We start from the raw sequence: 20826 nt of genomic DNA on the forward strand, positions 1-20826 counted from the left end.
ATTATTTACCTGTCGCCATCTGCATAGAAGACACAAAAACCGCTATCAGCATTGCGATAACTCCTACCCAAGATGAAAATGTCCATAAGTTTCCGTCCAGTGTTAACCCCGGAGGAAAGAAGTCGATATTTATGACCAATGCAACGCTCGCGCTGAAAAAGGCGGAAACGGCAGAGCAAAGAACATAGGTCAGACGTCGCGCTAGAAACAGCGTCACAATTTTGTATGTCGGGAAAAATACGAGCGCAGCAACAATCACCGACTTTAAAACGGTCATAGCTGCTATAGCCGAACCGCCAATCAAAAAGACGACGAATGCACCGCCAGATATTTGTTCTTGACCGCCACCAGAAAGAAGAAGCGGAACAGCAATCAAAGTTAAAAAGAACGTTGCCCCAAATGTAACTCCGAATTGGTTTTCGTATTTGGACGGCAAAGTCGCATTCGCCGCCTGCATTCGCATGTTAAACCCCACTTGCTGGTATCCCTGTTCGCTGCACTGGACGTGGGTTGGTCACTTCTTTCCACGATGACAGTGCTTTGTTCACGGCCGTATTGGGTGCACGTTTAACGAATTTACCGTGGCCTTCTTGGGCACGCATTTCACCGTCATAAATCGCAACCTGACCGCGTGTGAGGGTAAAGCGCGGCAGGCCCTTGACCTCTTTGCCTTCAAACACGTTGTAATCAATCGCTGATACTTGCGTTTCAGCTGTGATCGTTTTGGATTTTTCGGGGTCCCAGACCACCAAATCCGCATCAGCGCCGACAAGAACCGCACCTTTTTTCGGGTAGCAGTTTAGGATTTTCGCAATGTTGGTGGATGTCACCGCGACAAATTCATTCATCGTCAGACGACCTGTTGCCACGCCATTTGTCCACAGCATTGGCATCCGGTCTTCCAACCCGCCCGTGCCATTCGGGATTTTCGTGAAATCACCCACGCCGTAGCGTTTTTGTTCCGTTGTAAACGCGCAGTGGTCGGTTGCAACCACCGACAATGATCCGCTTTGCAGACCGGCCCAAAGGCTGTCTTGGTGTTGCTTATTACGGAACGGCGGCGACATCACACGGCGCGCAGCGTGATCCCAATCTTGGTTGAAATATTCACTTTCGTCCAAGGTTAGGTGCTGGATCAGCGGCTCACCCCAAACGCGCTTGCCTTGCATCCGGGCACGGCGAATGGCCTCGTGACTGTCTTCGCAAGACGTGTGCACCACATAAAGCGGCACGCCTGCCATATCGGCGATCATGATGGCGCGGTTTGTGGCTTCGCCTTCGACCTGTGGGGGACGCGAATAGGCGTGCGCCTCGGGGCCTGTGTTGCCTTCGGCCAGCAATTTGGCAGACAGCTCTGCAACCACATCGCCGTTTTCAGCGTGGACCATCGCGATGCCGCCAAGTTCGCCAAGGCGTTTGAACGACGCATACATTTCATCATCGTTCACCATCAACGCGCCTTTGTAGGCCATGAAGTGTTTGAACGTGTTGATGCCGCGCTCTTTGATTACGCTTTCCATCTCGTTAAAGACTTGTTCGCCCCACCAAGTGACTGCCATGTGGAAAGAATAATCACAGGCCGCGCGGCCTGATTTATTATCCCACATTTGCAACGCATCATGCAAACCCTGACCAGGGGACGGCAGAGCAAAGTCGACAACCATCGTCGTGCCGCCAGCAAGTGCGGCCCGCGTGCCGCTTTCGAAATCATCTGTAGAATAGGTGCCCATAAATGGCATTTCGAGGTGCGTATGCGGGTCGATCCCGCCGGGCATGACATAGCAACCTGTGGCGTCCAGTTCGTCTGCGCCCGAAAGGTTCTGACCAATCTCAATGATCGTGCCATTGTCAATCAACACATCCGCCTTATAGGTCAGGTCGGCTGTGACAATGGTTCCGTTTTTGATCACTGTGGTCATGGCGTGTCTCCTTTTAGGCACTTAAATCTGGGTGGCAGATCGGGGTGCCGTTATCGTCTTCAACGGTAAACAGGCTGGCCCCGTAGGTATAAAAATAACACCCGTTCGTGTCGCGGTTCACTTCGGACATATCGATGTCTGGCGGGATGAAATCGGCAACATCTGAGGGTATCTCAATCGGATCAACGGTCGGCAAAGCACAAGCCGACAGCAGTGCAAGGACGGTAAAGACCGCCCCGCATTTTATCATATGGCGTTGCCAAATCCGCATGATTAGCTAACGATCTGCGCGGTTTCGACAACTGCGTGGAACAGCACGTCTGCCCCGGCTGCTGCCCATTCTGGGCTAATTTCTTCGGCTTCGTTATGGCTTAGGCCATCAACACAGGGGCACATCACCATCGCAGTCGGTGTCAATCGGTTGATCCAGCAGGCATCGTGGCCAGCGCCAGAAATGATATCGATATGGGAATAACCCAAACGATCTGCCGCATCGCGTACTGCTTTCACGCAGGTCGGATCAAACGTTACCGGGTCAAAGTGACCGACGGCTTCGATTTCCATTTTTAGACCCAATTCTTCAATAATTGGCACGGCTTCGGCCTCAAGCCGGGCTTTCATGCCATCCAACTTATCCTGATCAGGTGACCGGAAATCGATGGTGAACACCACCTTCCCGGGTATCACGTTGCGCGAATTGGGGTAAACATCACATTGCCCGATCGCACCAACAGCACCGGGCTGATTTTCCATCGCAATCGTGTGAACCAATTCCGTGATCCGCGCCATCCCAAGCCCCGCATTCACCCGCATATTCATCGGGGTCGATCCGGTATGGGCGTCCTTACCGGTCAAAGTGACCTGCAACCACCACAGCCCTTGGCCATGGGTGACAACGCCGATTTGCTTGTTTTCAGCCTCAAGAATCGGGCCTTGTTCGATGTGCAATTCAAAGAACGCATGCATCTTACGATCACCGACGGTTTCCTCGCCTTTCCAGCCGATCCGCGCCAGCTCATCGCCGAATTTCTTGCCTTCGGCATCGGTCCGATCATAGGCCCAATCTTGGGTGTGCATCCCTGCAAAAACGCCAGAGGCCAGCATCGCTGGGGCAAAACGCGTGCCTTCTTCGTTGGTCCAATTGGTCACTACGATGGGGTGTTTGGTCTTGATATCGAGATCATTCATCGTGCGCAGCAATTCCAAACCGCCCAACACACCAAGAATGCCATCATATTTACCGCCCGTTGGCTGCGTATCCAAATGCGATCCGACATAGACAGGCAGCGCATCGGGGTCAGTGCCTTCGCGACGCGCAAACATATTACCCATCTGATCAAGCCCCATCGTGCAACCTGCTTCGGTGCACCATTTTTGGAACAGGTGGCGGCCTTCGCTATCTTCGTCGGTCAAGGTCTGCCGATTGTTCCCACCAGCAACGCCGGGGCCGATTTTTGCCATCTCCATCAAGCTATCCCACAAACGTGCGCCGTTGATCTTTAAGTTTTGGCCTGGGGCTGTCATGAAGTGTCTCCGCATATGTTCGTCTTGATTTGACCAACTGGTCAAAGAGAGGCTATCAGAGACAAAGGCCCAGTCAAGTTTTCCGCGCAAAAGACACGCATATGCTGTAAAAGAAAACAGTTATACCGAGTAGTCAAAGTAGACGCCCAAAAAATGAGCAGTTACCCATCATGAACAAGCCTGAAACACGCATTCAACAACGCAATCGCGCGGCAATTATGTCTGCTGGGCTTGAAGTTTTTTCGCAGTATGGGCTGCGCGGTTCGACGCTCGATCAAATCGCCGAAGCCGCGGGGCTATCAAAGCCGAATCTGCTGTATTATTTTCGGTCGAAAGACGCGATTTATACGGCTCTTCTCGAAAAGCTTTTGGAGACGTGGCTTGACCCACTGCTTAAGTTGAATCCTCACGGCGACCCGATCCAAGAGATTTTGGGCTACGTGCATCGCAAGCTCACCATGAGCAAAGACTTCCCACGCGAAAGCCGTCTTTTTGCGAACGAAATTCTTCTTGGTGCGCCGCATATCGCGGAGCATTTGAGCAAAGATCTCCGCACGCTGGTCGGTGAGAAAGCCGTGGTCATTAAGGAATGGGAAGCTGCGGGCAAAATTGCACCTGTCGACCCTTACCATTTGATATTTTCAATCTGGTCAACAACGCAGCATTATGCCGATTTCGATGTGCAAGTGCGGGCTGTTTTGGGTGGGATTGATCCGTTCGGCGACGCGATGAATTATCTCGATACGCTGTTTCGCCGAATGTTGACGCCGCCTAAGACGTAAAAAGGGCCCTCGCAGATATCCTGCCAAGGCCCTTTTCAGGGACTATTCCGCCGCAAAGTTGCTCGGATTATTGGGGTGCGTTGTCCAATTCGCGTAGTCTTTTTTGACAATTTCCCCCGTGCGCGGGTCGATTTCACCGGGTGTCATTGCTTCCATTGTGATACAATTTGCGATCGGGCAGACGTCAACGCAAAGATTACAGGCGACGCATTCTTCATCTATAACGCTGAATGTGCGATCTTCTGACATGGCGATTGCTTGGTGGCTGGTGTCTTCGCAGGCCGCGTAGCAACGCCCGCATTTGATGCAATCATCTTGATTGATCTTAGCTTTAGCCACGTAGTTTAGGTTCAAATACTGCCAATCCGTCACGTTTGGCACGGCCATCCCGACAAAATCAGCAGTCGAGGTATAGCCCTTTTCATCCATCCATTGTGACAGCCCGCTGATCATTTCCTCAACGATCTTAAAGCCATAGGTCATCACGGCGGTACAAACCTGCACGTTACCACAGCCCAGCGCCATAAATTCAGCCGCGTCACGCCAAGTGGTCACACCGCCAATGCCGGAAATCGGCAAGCCATGGGTGCCGGGATCGCGCGCGATTTCGGAAACCATGCTCATCGCGATGGGTTTCACGGCTGGACCGCAATAACCACCGTGCGTGCCCTTGCCATCAATCGTCGGCTGCGGCGCCATCGCGTCAAGATCAACGCTGGTGATAGAATTGATCGTATTGATCAAGCTGACCGCATCCGCGCCACCATCTTTGGCAGCTTGCGCAGGTTTGCGGACATCCGTGATGTTTGGCGTCAGCTTAACGATAACAGGCTTGTCATAGTATTTCTTGCACCATTCCGTGACCATCTGAATGTATTCAGGTACTTGGCCGACAGCCGATCCCATACCCCGTTCGGCCATGCCATGCGGGCAACCAAAATTCAGCTCAATCCCATCAGCGCCGGTTGCCGCGACCTTTGGAAGGATCGCTTTCCAAGCGTCTTCTTCGCAAGGCACCATGATTGACACAATGATCGCGCGGTCAGGGTAATCCGCTTTGACGCGGGTGATTTCATCCAAGTTAGTTTGCAGATCGCGATCCGTGATCAATTCGATATTGTTCAGCCCGAGCAACCGCCGATCGGCACCGTAAATCGCGCCATAGCGTGGGCCGTTCACGTTCACCACTGGCGGCCCTTCGGCCCCAAGAGTTTTCCAAACGACACCGCCCCATCCTGCCTCGAACGCGCGGCGGACGTTGTATTCTTTATCCGTTGGCGGGGCCGAGGCCAGCCAGAAAGGATTCGGAGATTTGATGCCCAAAAATTCTGTTGTTAGATCAGCCATTTTAGTTGCTCCCCATCAAGGTTGCATGAATATCCATTGCCGCGTCGCGACCTTCGGCAACGGCAGTGACCGTCAAATCATCGCCACCGCTAGCGCAATCACCGCCGGCCCAAACACCTGCAACGCTGGTGCACCCGGTTTCGGTTACCGCGATTTTGCGGCCTGACAATTCAAGCCCAGCGTCGGTTTCAAGCGTCTGGCCAATTGCCTTAAACACTTGATCGGCCTGCAACCGGATCATTTCACCGGTACCTTTCAGACCGTTGCCATCATCAGTGGTGTATTCCAGTTCAATCTCGTGCACTGTGCCATTGCCGTGCAGGGCGACAGGTTGAACGTTAAACATCAACCGCACGCCCTTTGACGCGGCAAGATCTTGTTCATAGGGGCTTGCGCTCATACCTTCGCGGCCTCGGCGATAGGCGATTGTGACGTTCTGCGCGCCGAGCAGTTTAGACTGCACAGCCGCATCCACGGCGGTCATCCCGCCGCCGATCACGACAACGTCGCGACCCACCGGCAGTTTTGTCAGATCGCTGGATTGGCGCAACGCCTTGATAAAATCGACTGCATCTTCGACGCCGTTCTTATCTTCGCCGGATGCGCGCAACGCATTCACGCCACCAAGCCCAACGGCAAGGAAAACCGCATCATAATCGACCTGCAACTGATCCAGCGACAGATCCGCGCCCAACCGTCTGCCGTTTTCAACCGTGATCCCACCAATGCCCAGCAGCCAATCGACTTCGCGCGCAGCAAAGTCATCCGTCGTTTTATAGGCGGCGATTCCATATTCGTTCAGACCACCAGATTTTGGCAGCGCATCAAACATCACAACACCATGGCCAAGCATCGCAAGACGGTGCGCGCATGCCAGCCCGGCAGGTCCGGCACCAACAACGGCGACGGTTTTACCAGTGGAGTCAGCGCGTGTGTACGGATGGCTTTGTTTTGCCATCAGCTTATCCGTCGCGTGGCGTTGCAGGCGGCCAATCTCAACCGGTTTACCTTCAGCGGCTTCGCGCACGCAGGCTTGTTCACAAAGTTCTTCTGTGGGACAAACGCGGGCGCACATGCCGCCAAGGATGTTCTGGTCAAAGATTGTTTTCGCTGCCGCTTCGGCAGTACCAGTGCTGATCTGACGAATGAACAATGGAATATCAATCGACGTCGGGCAGGCCGTCATGCAGGGTGCATCATGACAAAAATAGCAGCGATCTGCGGCGACGGAGGCCTCGTGCGGGGCAAGTGGAGCGTGCAAATCCGCGAAGTGAGTCTCGACGGTTTCAGAAGGTAATCGCGCTGCGGCGATACCCGGAGTCATTTGGCTGGACATTTGATCTTCCTGTCGTGGCTTCTGCTGGTACCTTGGCACAGGTCTATTTTTTATCAAATGGTAAATTTTTGAAATTTGGAAAATTATTTGGGAGCGACGGGTTACACACCTTCTAGAATAAGGTATTTTATGCATACACTTCGAATACCTAAAGAATATTTTTTGGACTCGCGCCCGCTAGTTAACGCGACCCAAGTCCGGTATTGCAAAGCAAAATTGCCAAAATATTCATCAGCCCACCGGCCAATCTACGGAAATTTTAGGTCGCATTGTGCCCGCTGGACTTGCGAACGCCTAACCACTCCGGCACCTAAGACACATGAAATATTCAGTTCTGACATTTGGATACGGCTATAGCGCCCAAGCACTCGGGCGGGTTTTGCGGTCACAAGGCCACAGCATCTTGGGCACAACCCGCGGTGAGCCGACACCGGAAGACGGCGCGCAAATCGTGCAATGGCCGGGCACGGATATGACGGCAGCACTGGATGCGGCGACACATCTTTTGATCTCCATCGCCCCAGATGCGGCTGGCGATCCGGTTTTGGCCGCACTGCAAGCCGAAATTACCGCCCGTGCCGCGCAATTCAAATGGGTGGGATACCTATCAACCACCGGTGTTTACGGTGACCATAACGGCGGCTGGGTCGATGAAACGACCCCGTTAACCCCTGCAACCAAACGCGGCATCGCGCGGGTCAAGGCAGAGGCCGCATGGGCCGCGATCCCCGATCTGCCCCTTCATATCTTCCGCCTTGCTGGCATCTACGGCCCCGGTCGCGGGCCGTTCGCAAAGGTCCGCAATGGCACGGCACGGCGCATCATCAAAGAAAACCAAGTTTTCAGTCGCACCCACGTTGGCGACATCGCGCAAGTGCTTGCTGCTTCGATGGCCCGTCCAAATCCGGGCGCAGTTTACAATGTTTGCGATGACGACCCCGCCCCGCCACAAGATGTGATTGGCTACGCGGCTGTGCTACTGGGGCGCCCCCTGCCGCCGGCGATGGATTTCGAAACTGCTGACATGACCCCGATGGCCCGCAGTTTTTATGCCGAAAGCAAGATGGTCCGAAATGATCGAATTAAATCCGAGCTGGGGGTGCAATTGCTTTACCCGGACTATCGCACGGGCCTTAAAGCGCTGCTGGCGCAGGAAAAGCCCGCCTAACGCCCCATGCGATTGTCGCGAACAACAGCAATAACACAATCGCAATGGCGACGTTCGCGCCATAGAACACCATGCGCTGCGGCAATTCGAGATCATTTAAGAAACGATAGGGCAAGCCGTTCGTCACGGTGCCAACGGGCGTCGCATTCATCGGACCGACGGCAAATTCGGCCCAAAACACATAGCTACCGATCACTCCAGCCATCCATGCAAATGCCGGGACAAGGCGGCGATAACTGCGGTGAATAAAGATCGTATCAAAAAGCTGCAGCAATGGCCCGAACAAATGCAAATAGAGCTCAAGGTGCCATGCCATCAATTGGCCGTCGCTGGTCACCGAAGTTGGATCACCAAAATACAGGCGCCAAAACAAGAATACGACCATCGCGTTGATGACCGATGTCATGCAAACGAAGCCGTCCCAACGCTTGTCAGAGCGTCCCTCTTGGATAGCCATCATACGGCTTGCTGCAAAGAACGATGCAAACAGCGCCCAGATCGTCAAGTAACGCGCGGGCCCTCCAAAACCATCATAGCCACCAAAGACCAGCGTCCGCAGAACATAGCCCCCCGCCAGCAAGAATACCGCCCAGCGGTAGATATGAATAAAGCGCGCCATATGAATTCCTCCTCGTGCAGGGAGGGTGCGTGGAATTTCGCGAGGCGTCTATGATGACGCAGCGTCTGCTGCAAAATCCATCGCTAGCAAATTCGCAGGCATCAATCTGCCCATGCAGGCCGACGTAACTCTTGCCGATCACAGCCAAAGACCGCATATCGATCCTGTTTTTGCACCTAAGGGACACGACATGACTTTGCGCCAAAAAACTGCAACGCTGCTGAACACGCCTCTGTTTGTTAACCTGATCATCGGCGTGATTGTGTTTAATGCCATTATCCTTGGGCTAGAAACTTCAAAACCATTAATGGCGAAGGTCGGCGGGTTGATCACCTTCTTGGACCAGCTGTGTTTGACCATTTTTGTGATCGAATTGCTGGCCAAGTTTTTTGCTTCTGGGCCGCGATTTTTTCGTAGCGGCTGGAACATCTTTGACTTTGTGATTGTCGGCGTATCGCTGTTGCCCGGCGGCGGCGGCTTGTCGGTGCTGCGTGCGTTGCGTATCTTTCGCGTGATGCGCGTTATTTCTGTGGTGCCGTCTTTGCGGCGTGTCGTCGAAGGGTTCATTACCGCTCTTCCCGGCATGGGATCCGTATTCCTGCTGATGGGCATCGTCTTTTACATCGGGTCCGTCATGGCGACAAAACTATTCGGCGATAGCTTCCCAGAATGGTTTGGCAGTCTGGGCCAATCTGGGTATTCGCTGTTTCAGATCATGACGCTCGAAAGCTGGTCGATGGGAATCGTCCGCCCCATCATGGAAGTCTACCCATATGCATGGGCATTCTTTGTGCCCTTCATCTTGGTAACAACATTCGCCGTTGTGAACCTGCTGGTCGGTTTGATCGTGAATTCGATGCAAGACGCCCATGCCGAAGAAGATAACGCCGCGACAGATGCTTACCGTGACGAAGTGATGGCCAAGCTAGATGCGATTGAAAAGCGGTTAACCGGTCTGGATAAATAGCTACGATTAAGCCCGTTGTTCCAAACTCGCCACCCCGAGGACATCCAAGACTTTCGCTTCGATATCTGATGCATTTAGCCCGGCGGTGTCATACATCGCGCGGGGGCTAGCCTGATCGATGAACGAATCAGGCAAAACCATGGAACGGAATTTCAGGCCTTGATCAAACACGCCCGCGTCAGAAAGCAATTGCGCAACATGCGATCCAAAACCGCCGACGCTGCCTTCTTCGATGCAGATCAGCGCCTCGTGGTCAGCGGCAAGTTTGAGGATCATGTCCTTATCCAACGGCTTGGCAAAACGCGCATCTGCGACCGTTGGGGTGATCCCTTTGGCGGACAATGCTTCACACGCGGCGGTAACTTCTTGTAGGCGTGTCCCGAATGACAGGATCGCAACCCGCGATCCTTGCGTGATCATGCGGCCTTTGCCGATTTCCAACAGGTCGGGGTTTTGTGGCATCTCGACACCAACGCCTTCGCCGCGCGGGAAACGAAATGCAATCGGGCCATCATCATAGGCGGCGGCTGTTGCGACCATACGCACTAACTCAGCTTCATCCGCAGCGGCCATAACGACCATTCCGGGCAAGTTCGCCAAAAACGCCACATCAAAAGCGCCAGCATGGGTCGCGCCATCGGCCCCGACAAGCCCAGCGCGATCAATCGCAAAACGGACCGGCAAGCGCTGGATAGCCACATCATGTACAACCTGATCGTAACCACGTTGCAAGAACGTCGAATAAAGCGCGCAAAACGGACGCATCCCGCCAGCCGCAAGCCCCGCGCAGAATGTTACCGCGTGCTGTTCGGCAATGCCCACGTCAAAACACCGGCTAGCATAGCGTGTCATAAAGCGGTCCAGCCCAGTCCCATCGGGCATCGCTGCCGTCACCGCGCAAATCTTAGGATCATCAGCTGCCAGTTTGATCAGCGTATCCGAAAAAACAGATGTATATGACGGCGCGTTGCTCGGCGCTTTTTTCTGTTCGCCAGTAATCACATCGAATTTGCCGCGCGCGTGACCTTTGTCATCCGCGCCCTCGGCAGGGGCATAGCCTTTGCCCTTTTTGGTCATCGCATGGATCAGGATTGGCCCGTCTGCGCGTTCTTTCACGGTGCGCAAAACGGACAAAAGCTGTTCCATATCGTGACCATCAATCGGACCAAGATAGGAAAAGCCAAGCTCTTCGAACAAGGTGCCGCCAACAGTCATATGCTTGAGCATATCTTTGGCGCGTTTCGCACCTTCGCGAAACGGTTCGGGCAGTAGCGACACCGCCCCTTTAGCGGCCGCTTTGAATTCTTGGAATGGCTCGCCAGCATAAAGCCGCGACAGATAGGAAGACATCGCGCCAGTCGGCGGTGCAATCGACATTTCATTGTCGTTCAGGATCACGATCAAGCGCTTGCCCAGATGACCTGCGTTGTTCAGCGCCTCATAGGCCATGCCCGCTGACATCGCGCCATCGCCAATCACCGCAATCGCATCGCCACCTTCACCGCCCAAATCGCGCGCCACTGCAAAGCCAAGCGCCGCAGAAATCGACGTGCTCGAATGGGCCGCGCCAAAGGGATCATATCGGCTCTCGGATCGTTTCGTGAACCCAGATAGCCCGCCTTCGGTCCGTAGCGTGCGGATACGATCGCGCCGCCCGGTCAGGATTTTATGCGGATAACATTGGTGGGACACATCCCAGATAATCTTGTCTTTGGGCGCATCAAACACAGCATGCATCGCGACCGTCATTTCGACAACGCCAAGGCCCGCGCCAAGGTGACCACCAGTGACCGACACCGCAGCAATCGTTTCGGCCCGTAGATCATCGGCCAGATGACGCAATTCGGCATCCGTCAATTGCTTCATATCCGCTGGTGTGTTCACACGGTCCAAAACGGGTGTATGTGGCTGGCTGGTCATCGTCGCTACCCTTTAGTGCGTCCGCGCAATCACAAAACGCGCGGCTTCTTTTAACGTATCGGCGTCGTCACCATAGACAGATAGCGCATCGCAAGCCTCTTGCACCAGATCACTTGCGCGACGTTTCGCCCCATCAAGACCCAGCAGCGATACAAATGTCGCCTTGCCCGCATCCGCATCTTTGCCAACGGCCTTGCCGACCTGATCCGCATCGCCGATCACATCCAACACATCATCCCAAATCTGAAACGCAAGGCCCAGCGCATCGCCATAGCGTTGTAACGCACATGCATCTGCTTGGGCCAACCGCGCGCCAGACATTGCCGACCAATTGATCAACGCCCCGGTTTTACCAGCCTGCAACGCAGTGATTTCGTCCAAGCTCAACGGTATATGCGCGGTTTCCGCAGCAATATCAGCCGCCTGACCGCCCACCATGCCGCGCACGCCAGATGCTTGGGCCAGAGTCTGTGCAAGCAAAATACGTGCATCAGCGGCAGCATCCACCTGCAGCACGCACTCAAATGCCATCGCCTGCAAAGCATCACCGACAAGCACAGCCGTCGCCTCATCCCATTTCACATGTACCGTCGGCAGGCCGCGCCGCAAGTTGTCATCATCCATGCAGGGCAGATCATCATGCACCAAAGAATAGGCGTGCATACATTCAATCGCTGCCGCTGCGGGCAGGGCTGTCGTCACACCGTGCAATTTGGCGGATTCTAGCACCAGAAAGGCGCGCAACGCTTTGCCGCCCTGGGTCGCATAAGTCATGCCCTGCGCAATCGCCCCCGGCTGGCCGGCCAAAACCGCTGCGATATAGGATTGCGTCAGCGCTGCGGCTTCGCCCAGCGCAGATCGAAACGTATCAGCCATCAAGCGGCGCGGTCCCTTTGGGGGTACCGTTTTCATCAAAGGCAATCTTGGCGACTTTTTCTTCGGCAGCTTTCAGCTGCGCCTCGCAACGCGCCTTCAATGCAGCGCCGCGTTCGTATAGGGCAATCGATTGATCAAGCGCCACATCCCCGCGTTCCAGCTGACCGACAACGGCCTCCAGCTCTTTCATCGCGTCTTCAAAGCTCATTTCTTCGACTGGCGTGGTCATCGGCCTCTTTCCTCTAATACGCTGATATGGGCACGCGCCGCGTCACCCAATGCCTGTAGGTCATAGCCACCTTCCAGCATAGACACAACGCGCCCCGCACAATGTTCATCCGCCAAATCACACAGACGCTTTGTCACCCATGCAAAATCTGCGGTGCGCAGTTTCATCCCCGCCAATGGATCATCCTCATGTGCATCAAACCCTGCGGAAATCAGCAGAAGTTGCGGAGAAAAGGCAGCGACCCTTGGGAACACTTGGTTTTCCATCGCCGCGCGGAACGCATCTGTTCCGGCGCCTTCGGGTAAAGGGACATTCACCACGTTGCCGACACCTGTTTCGTGCGCGGCACCCGTGCCGGGGTATAGCGGCGATTGATGAGTCGAACAAAACAAGATGCGCGGGTCATCTTCGACCAAATCTTGGGTGCCATTGCCATGATGCACGTCGAAATCCACAATCGCGACACGGTCCAAGCCGTGATGATCGAGCGCATATTTTGCAGCAATCGCAATATTGCCAAAGAAACAAAACCCCATCGCCGTTTCACGTTCTGCGTGATGGCCCGGTGGACGGGTCGCAACAAAAACATTTGCAACCTCACCCGCCATCACCAAATCAATGGCACGCACACCCCCGCCCGCCGCACGATAGGCCGCTTGCAACGTACCAACAGACATATGGGTGTCCGCATCCAGCGACACCCAGCCGTTTTCGGGGGCTGCATCTTTGATACTATCAATATGCGCTTTCGGATGGGCGCGCAGTAGATCATCTTCGGCGACCAAAGGCGCTTTGATCCGGATCAGATCCAGATCTTTTACGGCAGCTAAAACTGCGTCCAACCGAGCCACTTGCTCTGGATGACCGGGCGGGGTGACGTGATCATAGCATGCGTCGTGGGTAATCAATGCGGTGGTCATAAACGCCCCTATTTCCCTAATCTACGCAAACCTAACGCATGGTTATTCCGGGGCAAGCATATATCCAGCGCCGCGCACCGTTTGCAGATAGCGCGGTTGTTTCGGATCTACCTCGATTTTACGGCGGAGCCGTGTGATTTGCACGTCTACAGCCCGCTCTTGGGTCTGCCCGCCAGACCGGCTGAGCTCTTCAACCAACTGCGCCCGCGAGATTGGCGCGCCAGGGCTTGCCGAGAAAATCCGCATCAATTGGCTTTCAGTCGCGGTCAAACGCACAAGGTCTTCGCCCTGCCACATTTCACCACGTTCGATATCATAGCGGACCGGGCCCATATGCATGAGCTTTGGCGCCACGGTTGCTGGCTCTGCCTCTGGAACGCGGCGCAAGATAGCATTGAGGCGCAGCAAAAGCTCTTTGGGTTCAAACGGTTTGGCAAGATAATCATCCGCCCCCGCCTCAAGCCCCGAAATCCGATCACCGGTTTCGGCTTTGGCGGTCAAAAGCATAATCGGTGTGGTGATCGTTTGGCGCAGGTCGCGGCACAGTGAAACACCGTCTTCGCCCGGCATCATCACGTCCAGAACGATCAGATCAAATTCAAGCCCAGACAAGATGCGTCGCGCGTGTGCTGCATCACGTGCGGTCGTCACTAAGAAACCGTTACGGACCAAAAACTTACGCAAGAGGCTGCGAATGCGTTCGTCGTCATCGACAATGAGTAGGTGTGCATCGTCAGCCTTCATTCTGTTCTTTCCTTCATCGCTTCAAAATGGTGACGTGTTTGATCGTCCATCATCGCCTCCAACACCTGCCGAAACCCGGCCACGGCATCCGGCCCAACCTTGCGGTAGGCGGCCCGCATCCGGTCGCGCTGGGCGTCCGACAATGCGCGTTCCAATTCCGCCCCCTTAGCTGTTAAGTGCAAATGCCGTTCGCGTTTGTCCTTTTGGCCGACAGTGCTGGCCACCAAACCGTCTTCTATCAATGTACGCAACACACGATTCAGCGATTGCTTTGTAACACCAAGAATAGAAAGGAGATTATTTACCGTCGTTCCGGGGCTACGATGAATAAAATGGATCGCGCGGTGATGCGCACGCCCATAAGATTTTTCCGCTAAGATACGATCTGGATCAGCGGTAAAGCCGCGGTAGGCAAAAAACATCGCCTCGATCCCTTTGCGCAATTGTTCATCAGTCAGGAACAATAGGCTTTGCCCCGTCTGTGCCTGCGGTCCATCACTCATGCGTTTTCCCCCTCGCGTTCAGGCCATAATACGTCAGCTTTATTGACTTTCCAAGAATCAACTGCTAGCGAATCCGCGAAAACACGCAATATAATGTCCAATTCGGACCTATTGTCGTAATAAATGCAAATTCTAGAGGAGGCAACGATGGGCGCTGCATATGATGATCGTGACGGTAAAATCTGGATGGACGGCCAATTGGTCGAATGGCGCGATGCCAATGTCCACATCCTCACACATGCCATGCACTATGCGTCTTCCGTCTTTGAAGGCGAACGTTGCTACGAGGGCAAGATCTTCAAATCAGTGGAGCATTCAGAGCGCCTGATCAAATCTGGTGAATTGCTAGATATGGAAATCCCTTATTCCGTCGCTGAAATCGAAAAGGCTAAATATGACGTGCTCAAGGCCAACGGCTGGACCGACGCCTATGTGCGCGTTGTTGCATGGCGTGGCGCTGGCGAAGACATGGGTGTCGCATCCAACAAAAACCCGGTGCGCATGGCCGTTGCCGCATGGGAATGGGGAGCCTATTACGGCGACGCAAAGATGAAGGGCGCCAAGCTCGACATCGCGAAATGGAAACGCCCATCTCCCGAAACAATCCCAACTGCCGCCAAGGCCGCCGGTCTTTATATGATCTGCACCATGTCCAAACACGCAGCCGAGGCCAAAGGCTGTTCGGATGCGCTGTTCATGGATTATCGCGGCTATGTCGCCGAAGCGACCGGCGCGAACATCTTTTTTGTCAAAGACGGCGAGGTCCACACACCCGATCCGGATGCGATTCTAAACGGGATCACCCGCCAGACCGTCATCGACATGCTCGAAGCCAAAGGCATCAAGGTGCATGTCCGCCGTATCATGCCCGAAGAGCTAGCTGATTTTGAGCAATGCTGGCTAACAGGCACAGCCGCCGAAGTTACCCCCGTTGGGCAAATCGGTGATTACACATTCGAGGTCGGCACGCTCACCCGTGAAATCGCGCAAGAATACGAACAGCTCGTCCGTAACTAGGGACGCGCAGGGGTTGGCGCGCGGTATCCCTGCGTCAGCCCGTCACCAAAACGCTGCCGCGCCCGCCGTTGCAAAGCCAAGCTTTGCGGGCGTGGAAGTTCATTTTTGACCACTGCAAATAACCGCCTTATGGTCGTTTTGGTGGGTTGATTAGACTTATCAAGCAGATGCTTCATCGTTGAGTCCTCCGTCGTGGATCGCCAGTATAGCACACTTCGTGCCCTACGCGGCCGAAACAACGTTTCTTTGACTGGTTCCAACGATCGCATTTTAGGATTTTTTACGTTATCAGTGCCGAGTAGTCTGTGTACTGCAAAATCATACGTAAATTTGCACGCCATTAACTTCCGACGTTGCCCGTCGCTTTGCGTTGCTGTGCCCGTTTTAGTCCCAAATGTTGCTCACGCCAAATAATCAAGACACCCGCCAGAATAACGACGGCTGCGCCTAAGATCATTGTGTGGGTCGGAACCTCGTCAAAGACAAAGTAACCGATTCCCAAAGCAAGAATCATTGAGCTGTAGTCAAAAGGCGCGACAAGCGACGCATCCGCGAAACGGTAGCTTGAGGTCAAAAATATCTGCCCCATGCCGCCCAAAAGACCCGCAAAAACCAGCATCGACGCGGCAGCGGCAGATGGCAGCACCCACCCCCATGGAATCGTCAAAAGCGAGAGCAGCGCCGAGGTAATACTAAACCAAAATACGATCGCAGCAGTGCCTTCGGTCGCGACCAGTTTGCGCACAAACACCTGCGCCAAAGCCGCCATAACAGCCCCCATGAGCACGACAACCGCGCCCAATGTTTCCGATGTCCCCATTGACGCGCCCACTGACAGCCGTGGCGAAAGTACGATCAACACGCCAACCATCCCCAATGCCACCGCCGACAATCGAAAAATGCCAACCTGTTCGTTCAAAAACATTGCAGCGAAAACAACCACGAGCAGCGGGGCCGCATATCCAATGGCCGTCACTTCAGGCAAAGGAAGAAGACCAAGCCCCGTGAACCCGAGGCCCATGGCTGTTGTGCCGATCAATCCACGCCAAAAATGCCCCATTGGGTTGGCAGTCTTCCAGCCGTTTTTCAGCTCTCCTCGCAGGGCAAGCCAACCCAATATAATTGGGATCGCAAAAAATGACCGAAAGAACACCGCTTCGCCCGGCGGCACCTCAGATGACGCAGCTTTGATCAGGCTCGCCATGGCCATAAACATGCATACCGACAGTACCTTAAGAAGAATTCCGCGCAGTGGCTGCATGTTTGTATCCTTTTGGGCACCTTAGTGCGACACACCAACACAATGAAGCCTTTATTGCTTGCTATCGCTCGGCGTTAAGCTATCCGATACAAAGTCACAATAAGAAGCACCTCATGCCCAAAGATAACACCGTTCTTCCCACTTCAAATGCCCGCGATTGGGTGCGTATTTTGGCCGGCTACCGCGAGCCAAACAGCCTGCGCAGCAGCCTTGAACTCGCAATTAGCTTTGTTCCATTTGTCGGGCTTTGGGTGCTTGCTTGTTGGGTCGCCCAATACAGCTATTTCGGGGCATTCCTGATCTCGGCCCTGAACGGATGTTTTCTGCTGCGTCTGTTTTGTATTCAACACGACTGCGGGCACGGATCATTCTATGGCAACCGCACAGTCAGCGACTGGGTTGGACGCGTTTTGGGTGTGGTTACACTTACCCCATATGACGTTTGGCGGCGCACACACTCGATTCATCACAGTCATGCCGGCGATCTTGATCACCGCGGTATTGGCGACGTTATGACGTTGACGGTTGAGGAATACCACCAGCGTACGCCCTTTGGTCGCTTTATGTACCGCGCGTATCGGCATCCGCTTGTCATGTTTGGGCTGGGGCCGACATATCTCTTTATTTTACAGAACCGTTTACCGCTTGGTCTAATGGACCAAGGCAAAAAATATTGGATCAGCGCCATGGGCACCAATGCAGCCATTGTCGCTGCACTCAGCATCATCGTATATTTCGGTGGATTTCAGGCATTGTTCCTCGTTTTCCTGCCGACAACGTTGATCGCCGCCTCTGTCGGGGTTTGGCTGTTTTACGTCCAGCACCAGTTCGAAACGACCCATTGGGAACATGAAGAAGACTGGCAACTGCACGAGGCCGCGCTGCACGGCAGTTCGCACTATGATTTGCCGCCGATTCTGCGCTGGTTCACCGCCAATATCGGCATCCACCATGTGCACCATCTGTATAGCCGCATTCCATTCTACCGCCTGACAGAAGTTCTGCGCGACCACGAAGAATTGGTCGAGGTTAGCCGCATGACCATTCTAGAAAGCATGAAATGCGCGAGCCTTGATCTTTGGGACGAAAAGAAACGTCGCTTGGTGTCATTCGCCGCCGTGCGCCGCAACGCTGCCTAGGCGCTCTAACGCCCAACGCGCCGCATCAGCGACGGCCGGGTCTGGATCTTCAATGAGTTGGGCGACTGCATCCGCAAGGCTGGGGTCACCCGAATTACCAATGGCATAAGCCACGTTACGTACAAACCGATCCCGCCCAATCCGTTTGATCGGGGATCCCGAAAACCGTGCGCGAAATGCGGTATCATCCAATCTCGCAAGCTCTGCCAACGGCGGGGCAATCAGATCTTCACGCGCCGCATAACGGGCATCGCGTCCTTCGCGGGCGAATTTGTTCCAAGGGCACACTCCCAAACAATCATCACAACCGTAAATCCGGTTTCCCATGAGACCTCGCAATTCCGCGTCAACAGGCCCCCTATGTTCAATCGTCAGATATGAAATACAGCGCCGCGGATCGAGCTGATATGGCGCTGGAAAAGCCGAAGTCGGGCAAACATCCAGACAGGCGGTACAACTGCCGCAATGGCTGACCTCTGGCGTGTCCGGCTCCAGTGCAACCGTCGTAAATATCGCGCCCAAAAAGAACCACGACCCCAAGTCGCGCCCCAGGACATTGGTGTGTTTTCCCTGCCAGCCAAGCCCCGCGGCCTGTGCCAATGGTTTTTCCATCACCGGGGCGGTGTCAACAAAGACCTTAATTTGCGCGTCCGGCACCTGTTCGATCAGCCAGCGCCCCACCCGTTTGAGCCGTTTTTTGACGATATCATGATAGTCGCGCCCCTGCGCATAAACGCTGATCGCTGCGCGATCAGGTTGCTCAAGCACCGCAAGCGGGTCGTGTTCTGGCGTATATGGTTCGGCGAGCATGATCACCGATTTAGCTTCGGGCCAAAGCGCGGCGGGGTTACCGCGCCACTGCATGCGTTCGGCCATCCATGCCATTTGTCCATGCATGTCGGCAGCAACAAATTCTGCCAAACGTTCCGCCATTTCGGGCACCGCATCGGGGCGGCAGATACCAACCTTGGCGAACCCGGCCTCTTGGGCATAGGTGATCAGGCGTTCTTTCACACCTGACTAAAAATCAAGATCAGCGTAATGTGCCGCCGGTTGGAAACCCGGCACCTCATCGGCTAGTAGCGATCGGAATGCCGGGCGCGATTTTATTTTTGCGTACCAGTCTTTAACGACTTCATGCCGGTTCCAATCGACGTCGCTAGTATAATCCAAGCACGATAAGTGTGCTGCCGCGGCGAAATCTGCGATTGTCATTTCGTTGCCAGCCAACCAGCGACGATCTTCGAGCAGATAAGCCATGTAATCGAGATGGTATTTGATCGCACGCGCGCCTGATTTGACGTTCGCACTATCGGGATACCCGGTGCCCATCACCTTGCGGTAGACCCGTTCGCCGATCAGCTTGCTGGTGACCTCGTGGTAGAACTTATCGTCAAACCAGCCGACAATCCGACGCGCTTCGTAACGCGCATCAAGGTCTTTGGGCAAAAGCGCGGGGGTCGGGAACTTTTCTTCGAGATATTCGCAAATCGCCGCGCTATCGGCCATCGTCCGGCCATCCATTTTGAGAACGGGGATTTTTCCCGCCGGATTGCGGCGCAAGAAATCAGCGTCCTGTTCCCAATAGCGTTCTTCGACAAGACCGACTTCGATCTTCTTTTCAGCAAGACAAAGCCGCACTTTGCGCGAAAACGGGGACAATGGGTAATGGTACAGGGTGTTCATGACGGGCTCACAAATCGGTTTTCCTCTCAATGCAGCATGGGACGCCCCGATTCAATGGTTGGATCAGTTTTCGAAACAATCCGCGCGGCCATCCGCCGCGATTGTGCGCGCCCCGCTGATAATTGCAGAGGTACGTTGGCGCACATAAGGGCTGGGGTTCGAAGCCGAGCGCGATTTGGGGGCGGGCAAGATCGCAGCAAGCCGCGCAGCTTGTGTTGCGCTCAAGTCAGCGGCATCAACCCCGAAATAATGCCGCGCGGCCGCTTGCACGCCAAACACGCCTTCGTCGAATTCAGCGATATTCAGGTAGATTTCAAGGATGCGGCGTTTGGTCCAGACGGCTTCGGACAAAGGGGTCCAGAGAGCCTCCATCGCTTTGCGCAGCCAGCTACGCCCATGCCACAGATACGCGTTCTTGATCACTTGCTGCGAAATCGTCGACGCGCCGCCGCGGCCGCGGTCCATCGCGTCACGAATAGCATCCACATCAAGCCCCCAATGCAGACAGAAATTAGCGTCCTCTGCTGCCACGGCTGACCGAGCCATCACTGGCGCGATCTGTTCCATTGGGGTCCATTCGTATTTAACGGACCCAACCCGCGATCGCTCATTTAACATGTAAGGTGTTATCGGCGGTGGCACGACCGCGTAAATCAACGTGGCCAAAAGCACTAAACCAAGCGCCGCAAAGCATGCACCCCAAACAACACGGCACAGCTTACGCCAAGCCTGCGCAATTTTGCTCCGCTGCGTTTTGCGGGGACTGCGTTTTTTTGGTGCAGCTTTCTTTTTGGGTGTCTTTTTACGCTCTGCCATCGGGACCATAAGCCACAGCCACGGTTGCATGGTCAAGATGTAGGTCGCTCCTG

The 20826-nt window shown here is 54.5% G+C and carries 22 protein-coding genes; 5 read left to right on the plus strand and 17 right to left on the minus strand.

The annotated features are described in order from the left end of the window. Nucleotide 1 precedes the first annotated feature (1 nt). Genes DS901_RS10085 through DS901_RS10100 form a run of 4 tightly spaced genes read right to left on the minus strand, consistent with a single transcriptional unit; the run spans nt 2 to nt 3443 of the window. Complete coding sequence (locus tag DS901_RS10085; protein ID WP_181820832.1) at nt 2-457, minus strand: hypothetical protein; 456 nt, start codon at nt 455-457, stop codon at nt 2-4. Between the two features lie 7 nt (nt 458-464). Continuing rightward, nucleotides 465-1919, minus strand: a complete 1455-nt coding sequence (gene hydA, locus DS901_RS10090) for a dihydropyrimidinase (RefSeq protein ID WP_113776818.1) — start codon at nt 1917-1919, stop codon at nt 465-467. A 13-nt stretch (nt 1920-1932) separates the two neighbouring features. Then, on the minus strand, nt 1933-2169 hold the full coding sequence (locus tag DS901_RS10095) for a hypothetical protein (protein WP_147249901.1): 237 nt from the start codon (nt 2167-2169) through the stop codon (nt 1933-1935). Between the two features lie 23 nt (nt 2170-2192). After that, a complete protein-coding gene (locus tag DS901_RS10100; RefSeq protein ID WP_113776820.1) occupies nt 2193-3443 on the minus strand; it encodes a Zn-dependent hydrolase in 1251 nt (416 codons plus the stop codon). A 170-nt stretch (nt 3444-3613) separates the two neighbouring features. Here DS901_RS10100 and DS901_RS10105 point away from each other — a divergent pair, with 170 nt between their 5' ends. Continuing rightward, nucleotides 3614-4225, plus strand: a complete 612-nt coding sequence (locus DS901_RS10105) for a TetR family transcriptional regulator C-terminal domain-containing protein (protein ID WP_113776821.1) — start codon at nt 3614-3616, stop codon at nt 4223-4225. A gap of 42 nt (nt 4226-4267) precedes the next feature. Here DS901_RS10105 and preA read toward each other — a convergent pair whose 3' ends face one another. Together preA and DS901_RS10115 are read right to left on the minus strand one after the other, a co-directional pair. Next, the gene (preA, locus tag DS901_RS10110; protein ID WP_113776822.1) at nt 4268-5572 is read right to left on the minus strand and encodes an NAD-dependent dihydropyrimidine dehydrogenase subunit PreA; all 1305 of its coding nucleotides are present in this window, start codon (nt 5570-5572) and stop codon (nt 4268-4270) included. A gap of 1 nt (nt 5573) precedes the next feature. After that, nucleotides 5574-6908, minus strand: a complete 1335-nt coding sequence (locus DS901_RS10115; protein ID WP_113776823.1) for an NAD(P)-dependent oxidoreductase — start codon at nt 6906-6908, stop codon at nt 5574-5576. 319 nt (nt 6909-7227) lie between these two features. Here DS901_RS10115 and DS901_RS10120 point away from each other — a divergent pair, with 319 nt between their 5' ends. After that, nucleotides 7228-8076, plus strand: a complete 849-nt coding sequence (locus tag DS901_RS10120; RefSeq protein ID WP_113776824.1) for an SDR family oxidoreductase — start codon at nt 7228-7230, stop codon at nt 8074-8076. Here the strand turns inward: DS901_RS10120 and DS901_RS10125 are convergent. Continuing rightward, nucleotides 8042-8695, minus strand: a complete 654-nt coding sequence (locus DS901_RS10125) for a hypothetical protein (protein WP_113776825.1) — start codon at nt 8693-8695, stop codon at nt 8042-8044. The genes DS901_RS10120 and DS901_RS10125 overlap by 35 nt on opposite strands. Before the next feature lie 190 nt (nt 8696-8885). On the opposite strand from DS901_RS10125, the gene DS901_RS10130 reads away from it, so the two are divergent. Further along, complete coding sequence (locus tag DS901_RS10130; RefSeq protein ID WP_113776850.1) at nt 8886-9662, plus strand: ion transporter; 777 nt, start codon at nt 8886-8888, stop codon at nt 9660-9662. 6 nt (nt 9663-9668) lie between these two features. Here the strand turns inward: DS901_RS10130 and dxs are convergent, their stop codons facing one another. The 6 genes from dxs to DS901_RS10160 are packed head-to-tail and all read right to left on the minus strand — an operon-like array spanning nt 9669 to nt 14854. Continuing rightward, the gene (gene dxs / locus DS901_RS10135; RefSeq protein ID WP_113776826.1) at nt 9669-11582 is read right to left on the minus strand and encodes a 1-deoxy-D-xylulose-5-phosphate synthase; all 1914 of its coding nucleotides are present in this window, start codon (nt 11580-11582) and stop codon (nt 9669-9671) included. A gap of 12 nt (nt 11583-11594) precedes the next feature. Continuing rightward, the gene (locus tag DS901_RS10140) at nt 11595-12458 is read right to left on the minus strand and encodes a polyprenyl synthetase family protein (protein ID WP_113776827.1); all 864 of its coding nucleotides are present in this window, start codon (nt 12456-12458) and stop codon (nt 11595-11597) included. Beyond that, on the minus strand, nt 12451-12687 hold the full coding sequence (locus DS901_RS10145) for an exodeoxyribonuclease VII small subunit (RefSeq protein ID WP_113776828.1): 237 nt from the start codon (nt 12685-12687) through the stop codon (nt 12451-12453). The genes DS901_RS10140 and DS901_RS10145 overlap by 8 nt, the downstream gene beginning before the upstream one ends. Then, nucleotides 12684-13607, minus strand: a complete 924-nt coding sequence (locus DS901_RS10150) for a histone deacetylase family protein (RefSeq protein ID WP_113776829.1) — start codon at nt 13605-13607, stop codon at nt 12684-12686. The genes DS901_RS10145 and DS901_RS10150 overlap by 4 nt, the downstream gene beginning before the upstream one ends. A gap of 42 nt (nt 13608-13649) precedes the next feature. Then, the gene (locus tag DS901_RS10155) at nt 13650-14351 is read right to left on the minus strand and encodes a response regulator (protein WP_113776830.1); all 702 of its coding nucleotides are present in this window, start codon (nt 14349-14351) and stop codon (nt 13650-13652) included. After that, complete coding sequence (locus DS901_RS10160; protein ID WP_113776831.1) at nt 14348-14854, minus strand: MarR family winged helix-turn-helix transcriptional regulator; 507 nt, start codon at nt 14852-14854, stop codon at nt 14348-14350. Before DS901_RS10160 ends, DS901_RS10155 begins: the two co-directional genes overlap by 4 nt. A 147-nt stretch (nt 14855-15001) precedes the next feature. Here DS901_RS10160 and DS901_RS10165 point away from each other — a divergent pair, with 147 nt between their 5' ends. Further along, a complete protein-coding gene (locus DS901_RS10165; protein WP_113776851.1) occupies nt 15002-15871 on the plus strand; it encodes a branched-chain amino acid aminotransferase in 870 nt (289 codons plus the stop codon). A gap of 340 nt (nt 15872-16211) precedes the next feature. Here DS901_RS10165 and DS901_RS10175 read toward each other — a convergent pair whose 3' ends face one another. Continuing rightward, nucleotides 16212-17132 (minus strand): DMT family transporter, encoded by a 921-nt coding sequence (locus tag DS901_RS10175; RefSeq protein WP_113776833.1) that lies wholly within the window; start codon nt 17130-17132, stop codon nt 16212-16214. Between the two features lie 113 nt (nt 17133-17245). Between DS901_RS10175 and DS901_RS10180 the strand changes: the two genes are divergently transcribed. Then, complete coding sequence (locus tag DS901_RS10180) at nt 17246-18271, plus strand: fatty acid desaturase (protein WP_113776834.1); 1026 nt, start codon at nt 17246-17248, stop codon at nt 18269-18271. Here the strand turns inward: DS901_RS10180 and queG are convergent. From queG to mtgA, 3 genes are all read right to left on the minus strand, one after another. Then, a complete protein-coding gene (queG, locus tag DS901_RS10185) occupies nt 18239-19285 on the minus strand; it encodes a tRNA epoxyqueuosine(34) reductase QueG (protein WP_113776835.1) in 1047 nt (348 codons plus the stop codon). The two genes, DS901_RS10180 and queG, sit on opposite strands and share 33 nt — an antisense overlap. 6 nt (nt 19286-19291) lie before the next feature. Further along, complete coding sequence (gene fzlA, locus DS901_RS10190) at nt 19292-19957, minus strand: FtsZ-binding protein FzlA (protein ID WP_113776836.1); 666 nt, start codon at nt 19955-19957, stop codon at nt 19292-19294. A gap of 63 nt (nt 19958-20020) precedes the next feature. Further along, complete coding sequence (gene mtgA / locus DS901_RS10195; protein WP_258546696.1) at nt 20021-20803, minus strand: monofunctional biosynthetic peptidoglycan transglycosylase; 783 nt, start codon at nt 20801-20803, stop codon at nt 20021-20023. Nucleotides 20804-20826 lie beyond the last annotated feature (23 nt).

Origin of the sequence: Loktanella sp. D2R18 (genome assembly GCF_003318235.1) — a bacterium.
In the GTDB taxonomy this organism is placed as follows: Bacteria; Pseudomonadota; Alphaproteobacteria; order Rhodobacterales; family Rhodobacteraceae; genus Yoonia.

Coding starts and splice junctions, on each gene's coding strand:
- DS901_RS10085 (WP_181820832.1), bottom strand. CDS start 457: ATGCAGGCGGCGAATGCGACTTTGCCGTCCAAATACGAAAACCAATTC.
- hydA (WP_113776818.1), bottom strand. CDS start 1,919: ATGACCACAGTGATCAAAAACGGAACCATTGTCACAGCCGACCTGACC.
- DS901_RS10095 (WP_147249901.1), bottom strand. CDS start 2,169: ATGATAAAATGCGGGGCGGTCTTTACCGTCCTTGCACTGCTGTCGGCT.
- DS901_RS10100 (WP_113776820.1), bottom strand. CDS start 3,443: ATGACAGCCCCAGGCCAAAACTTAAAGATCAACGGCGCACGTTTGTGG.
- DS901_RS10105 (WP_113776821.1), top strand. CDS start 3,614: ATGAACAAGCCTGAAACACGCATTCAACAACGCAATCGCGCGGCAATT.
- preA (WP_113776822.1), bottom strand. CDS start 5,572: ATGGCTGATCTAACAACAGAATTTTTGGGCATCAAATCTCCGAATCCT.
- DS901_RS10115 (WP_113776823.1), bottom strand. CDS start 6,908: ATGTCCAGCCAAATGACTCCGGGTATCGCCGCAGCGCGATTACCTTCT.
- DS901_RS10120 (WP_113776824.1), top strand. CDS start 7,228: ATGAAATATTCAGTTCTGACATTTGGATACGGCTATAGCGCCCAAGCA.
- DS901_RS10125 (WP_113776825.1), bottom strand. CDS start 8,695: ATGGCGCGCTTTATTCATATCTACCGCTGGGCGGTATTCTTGCTGGCG.
- DS901_RS10130 (WP_113776850.1), top strand. CDS start 8,886: ATGACTTTGCGCCAAAAAACTGCAACGCTGCTGAACACGCCTCTGTTT.
- dxs (WP_113776826.1), bottom strand. CDS start 11,582: ATGACCAGCCAGCCACATACACCCGTTTTGGACCGTGTGAACACACCA.
- DS901_RS10140 (WP_113776827.1), bottom strand. CDS start 12,458: ATGGCTGATACGTTTCGATCTGCGCTGGGCGAAGCCGCAGCGCTGACG.
- DS901_RS10145 (WP_113776828.1), bottom strand. CDS start 12,687: ATGACCACGCCAGTCGAAGAAATGAGCTTTGAAGACGCGATGAAAGAG.
- DS901_RS10150 (WP_113776829.1), bottom strand. CDS start 13,607: ATGACCACCGCATTGATTACCCACGACGCATGCTATGATCACGTCACC.
- DS901_RS10155 (WP_113776830.1), bottom strand. CDS start 14,351: ATGAAGGCTGACGATGCACACCTACTCATTGTCGATGACGACGAACGC.
- DS901_RS10160 (WP_113776831.1), bottom strand. CDS start 14,854: ATGAGTGATGGACCGCAGGCACAGACGGGGCAAAGCCTATTGTTCCTG.
- DS901_RS10165 (WP_113776851.1), top strand. CDS start 15,002: ATGGGCGCTGCATATGATGATCGTGACGGTAAAATCTGGATGGACGGC.
- DS901_RS10175 (WP_113776833.1), bottom strand. CDS start 17,132: ATGCAGCCACTGCGCGGAATTCTTCTTAAGGTACTGTCGGTATGCATG.
- DS901_RS10180 (WP_113776834.1), top strand. CDS start 17,246: ATGCCCAAAGATAACACCGTTCTTCCCACTTCAAATGCCCGCGATTGG.
- fzlA (WP_113776836.1), bottom strand. CDS start 19,957: ATGAACACCCTGTACCATTACCCATTGTCCCCGTTTTCGCGCAAAGTG.
- mtgA (WP_258546696.1), bottom strand. CDS start 20,803: ATGCAACCGTGGCTGTGGCTTATGGTCCCGATGGCAGAGCGTAAAAAG.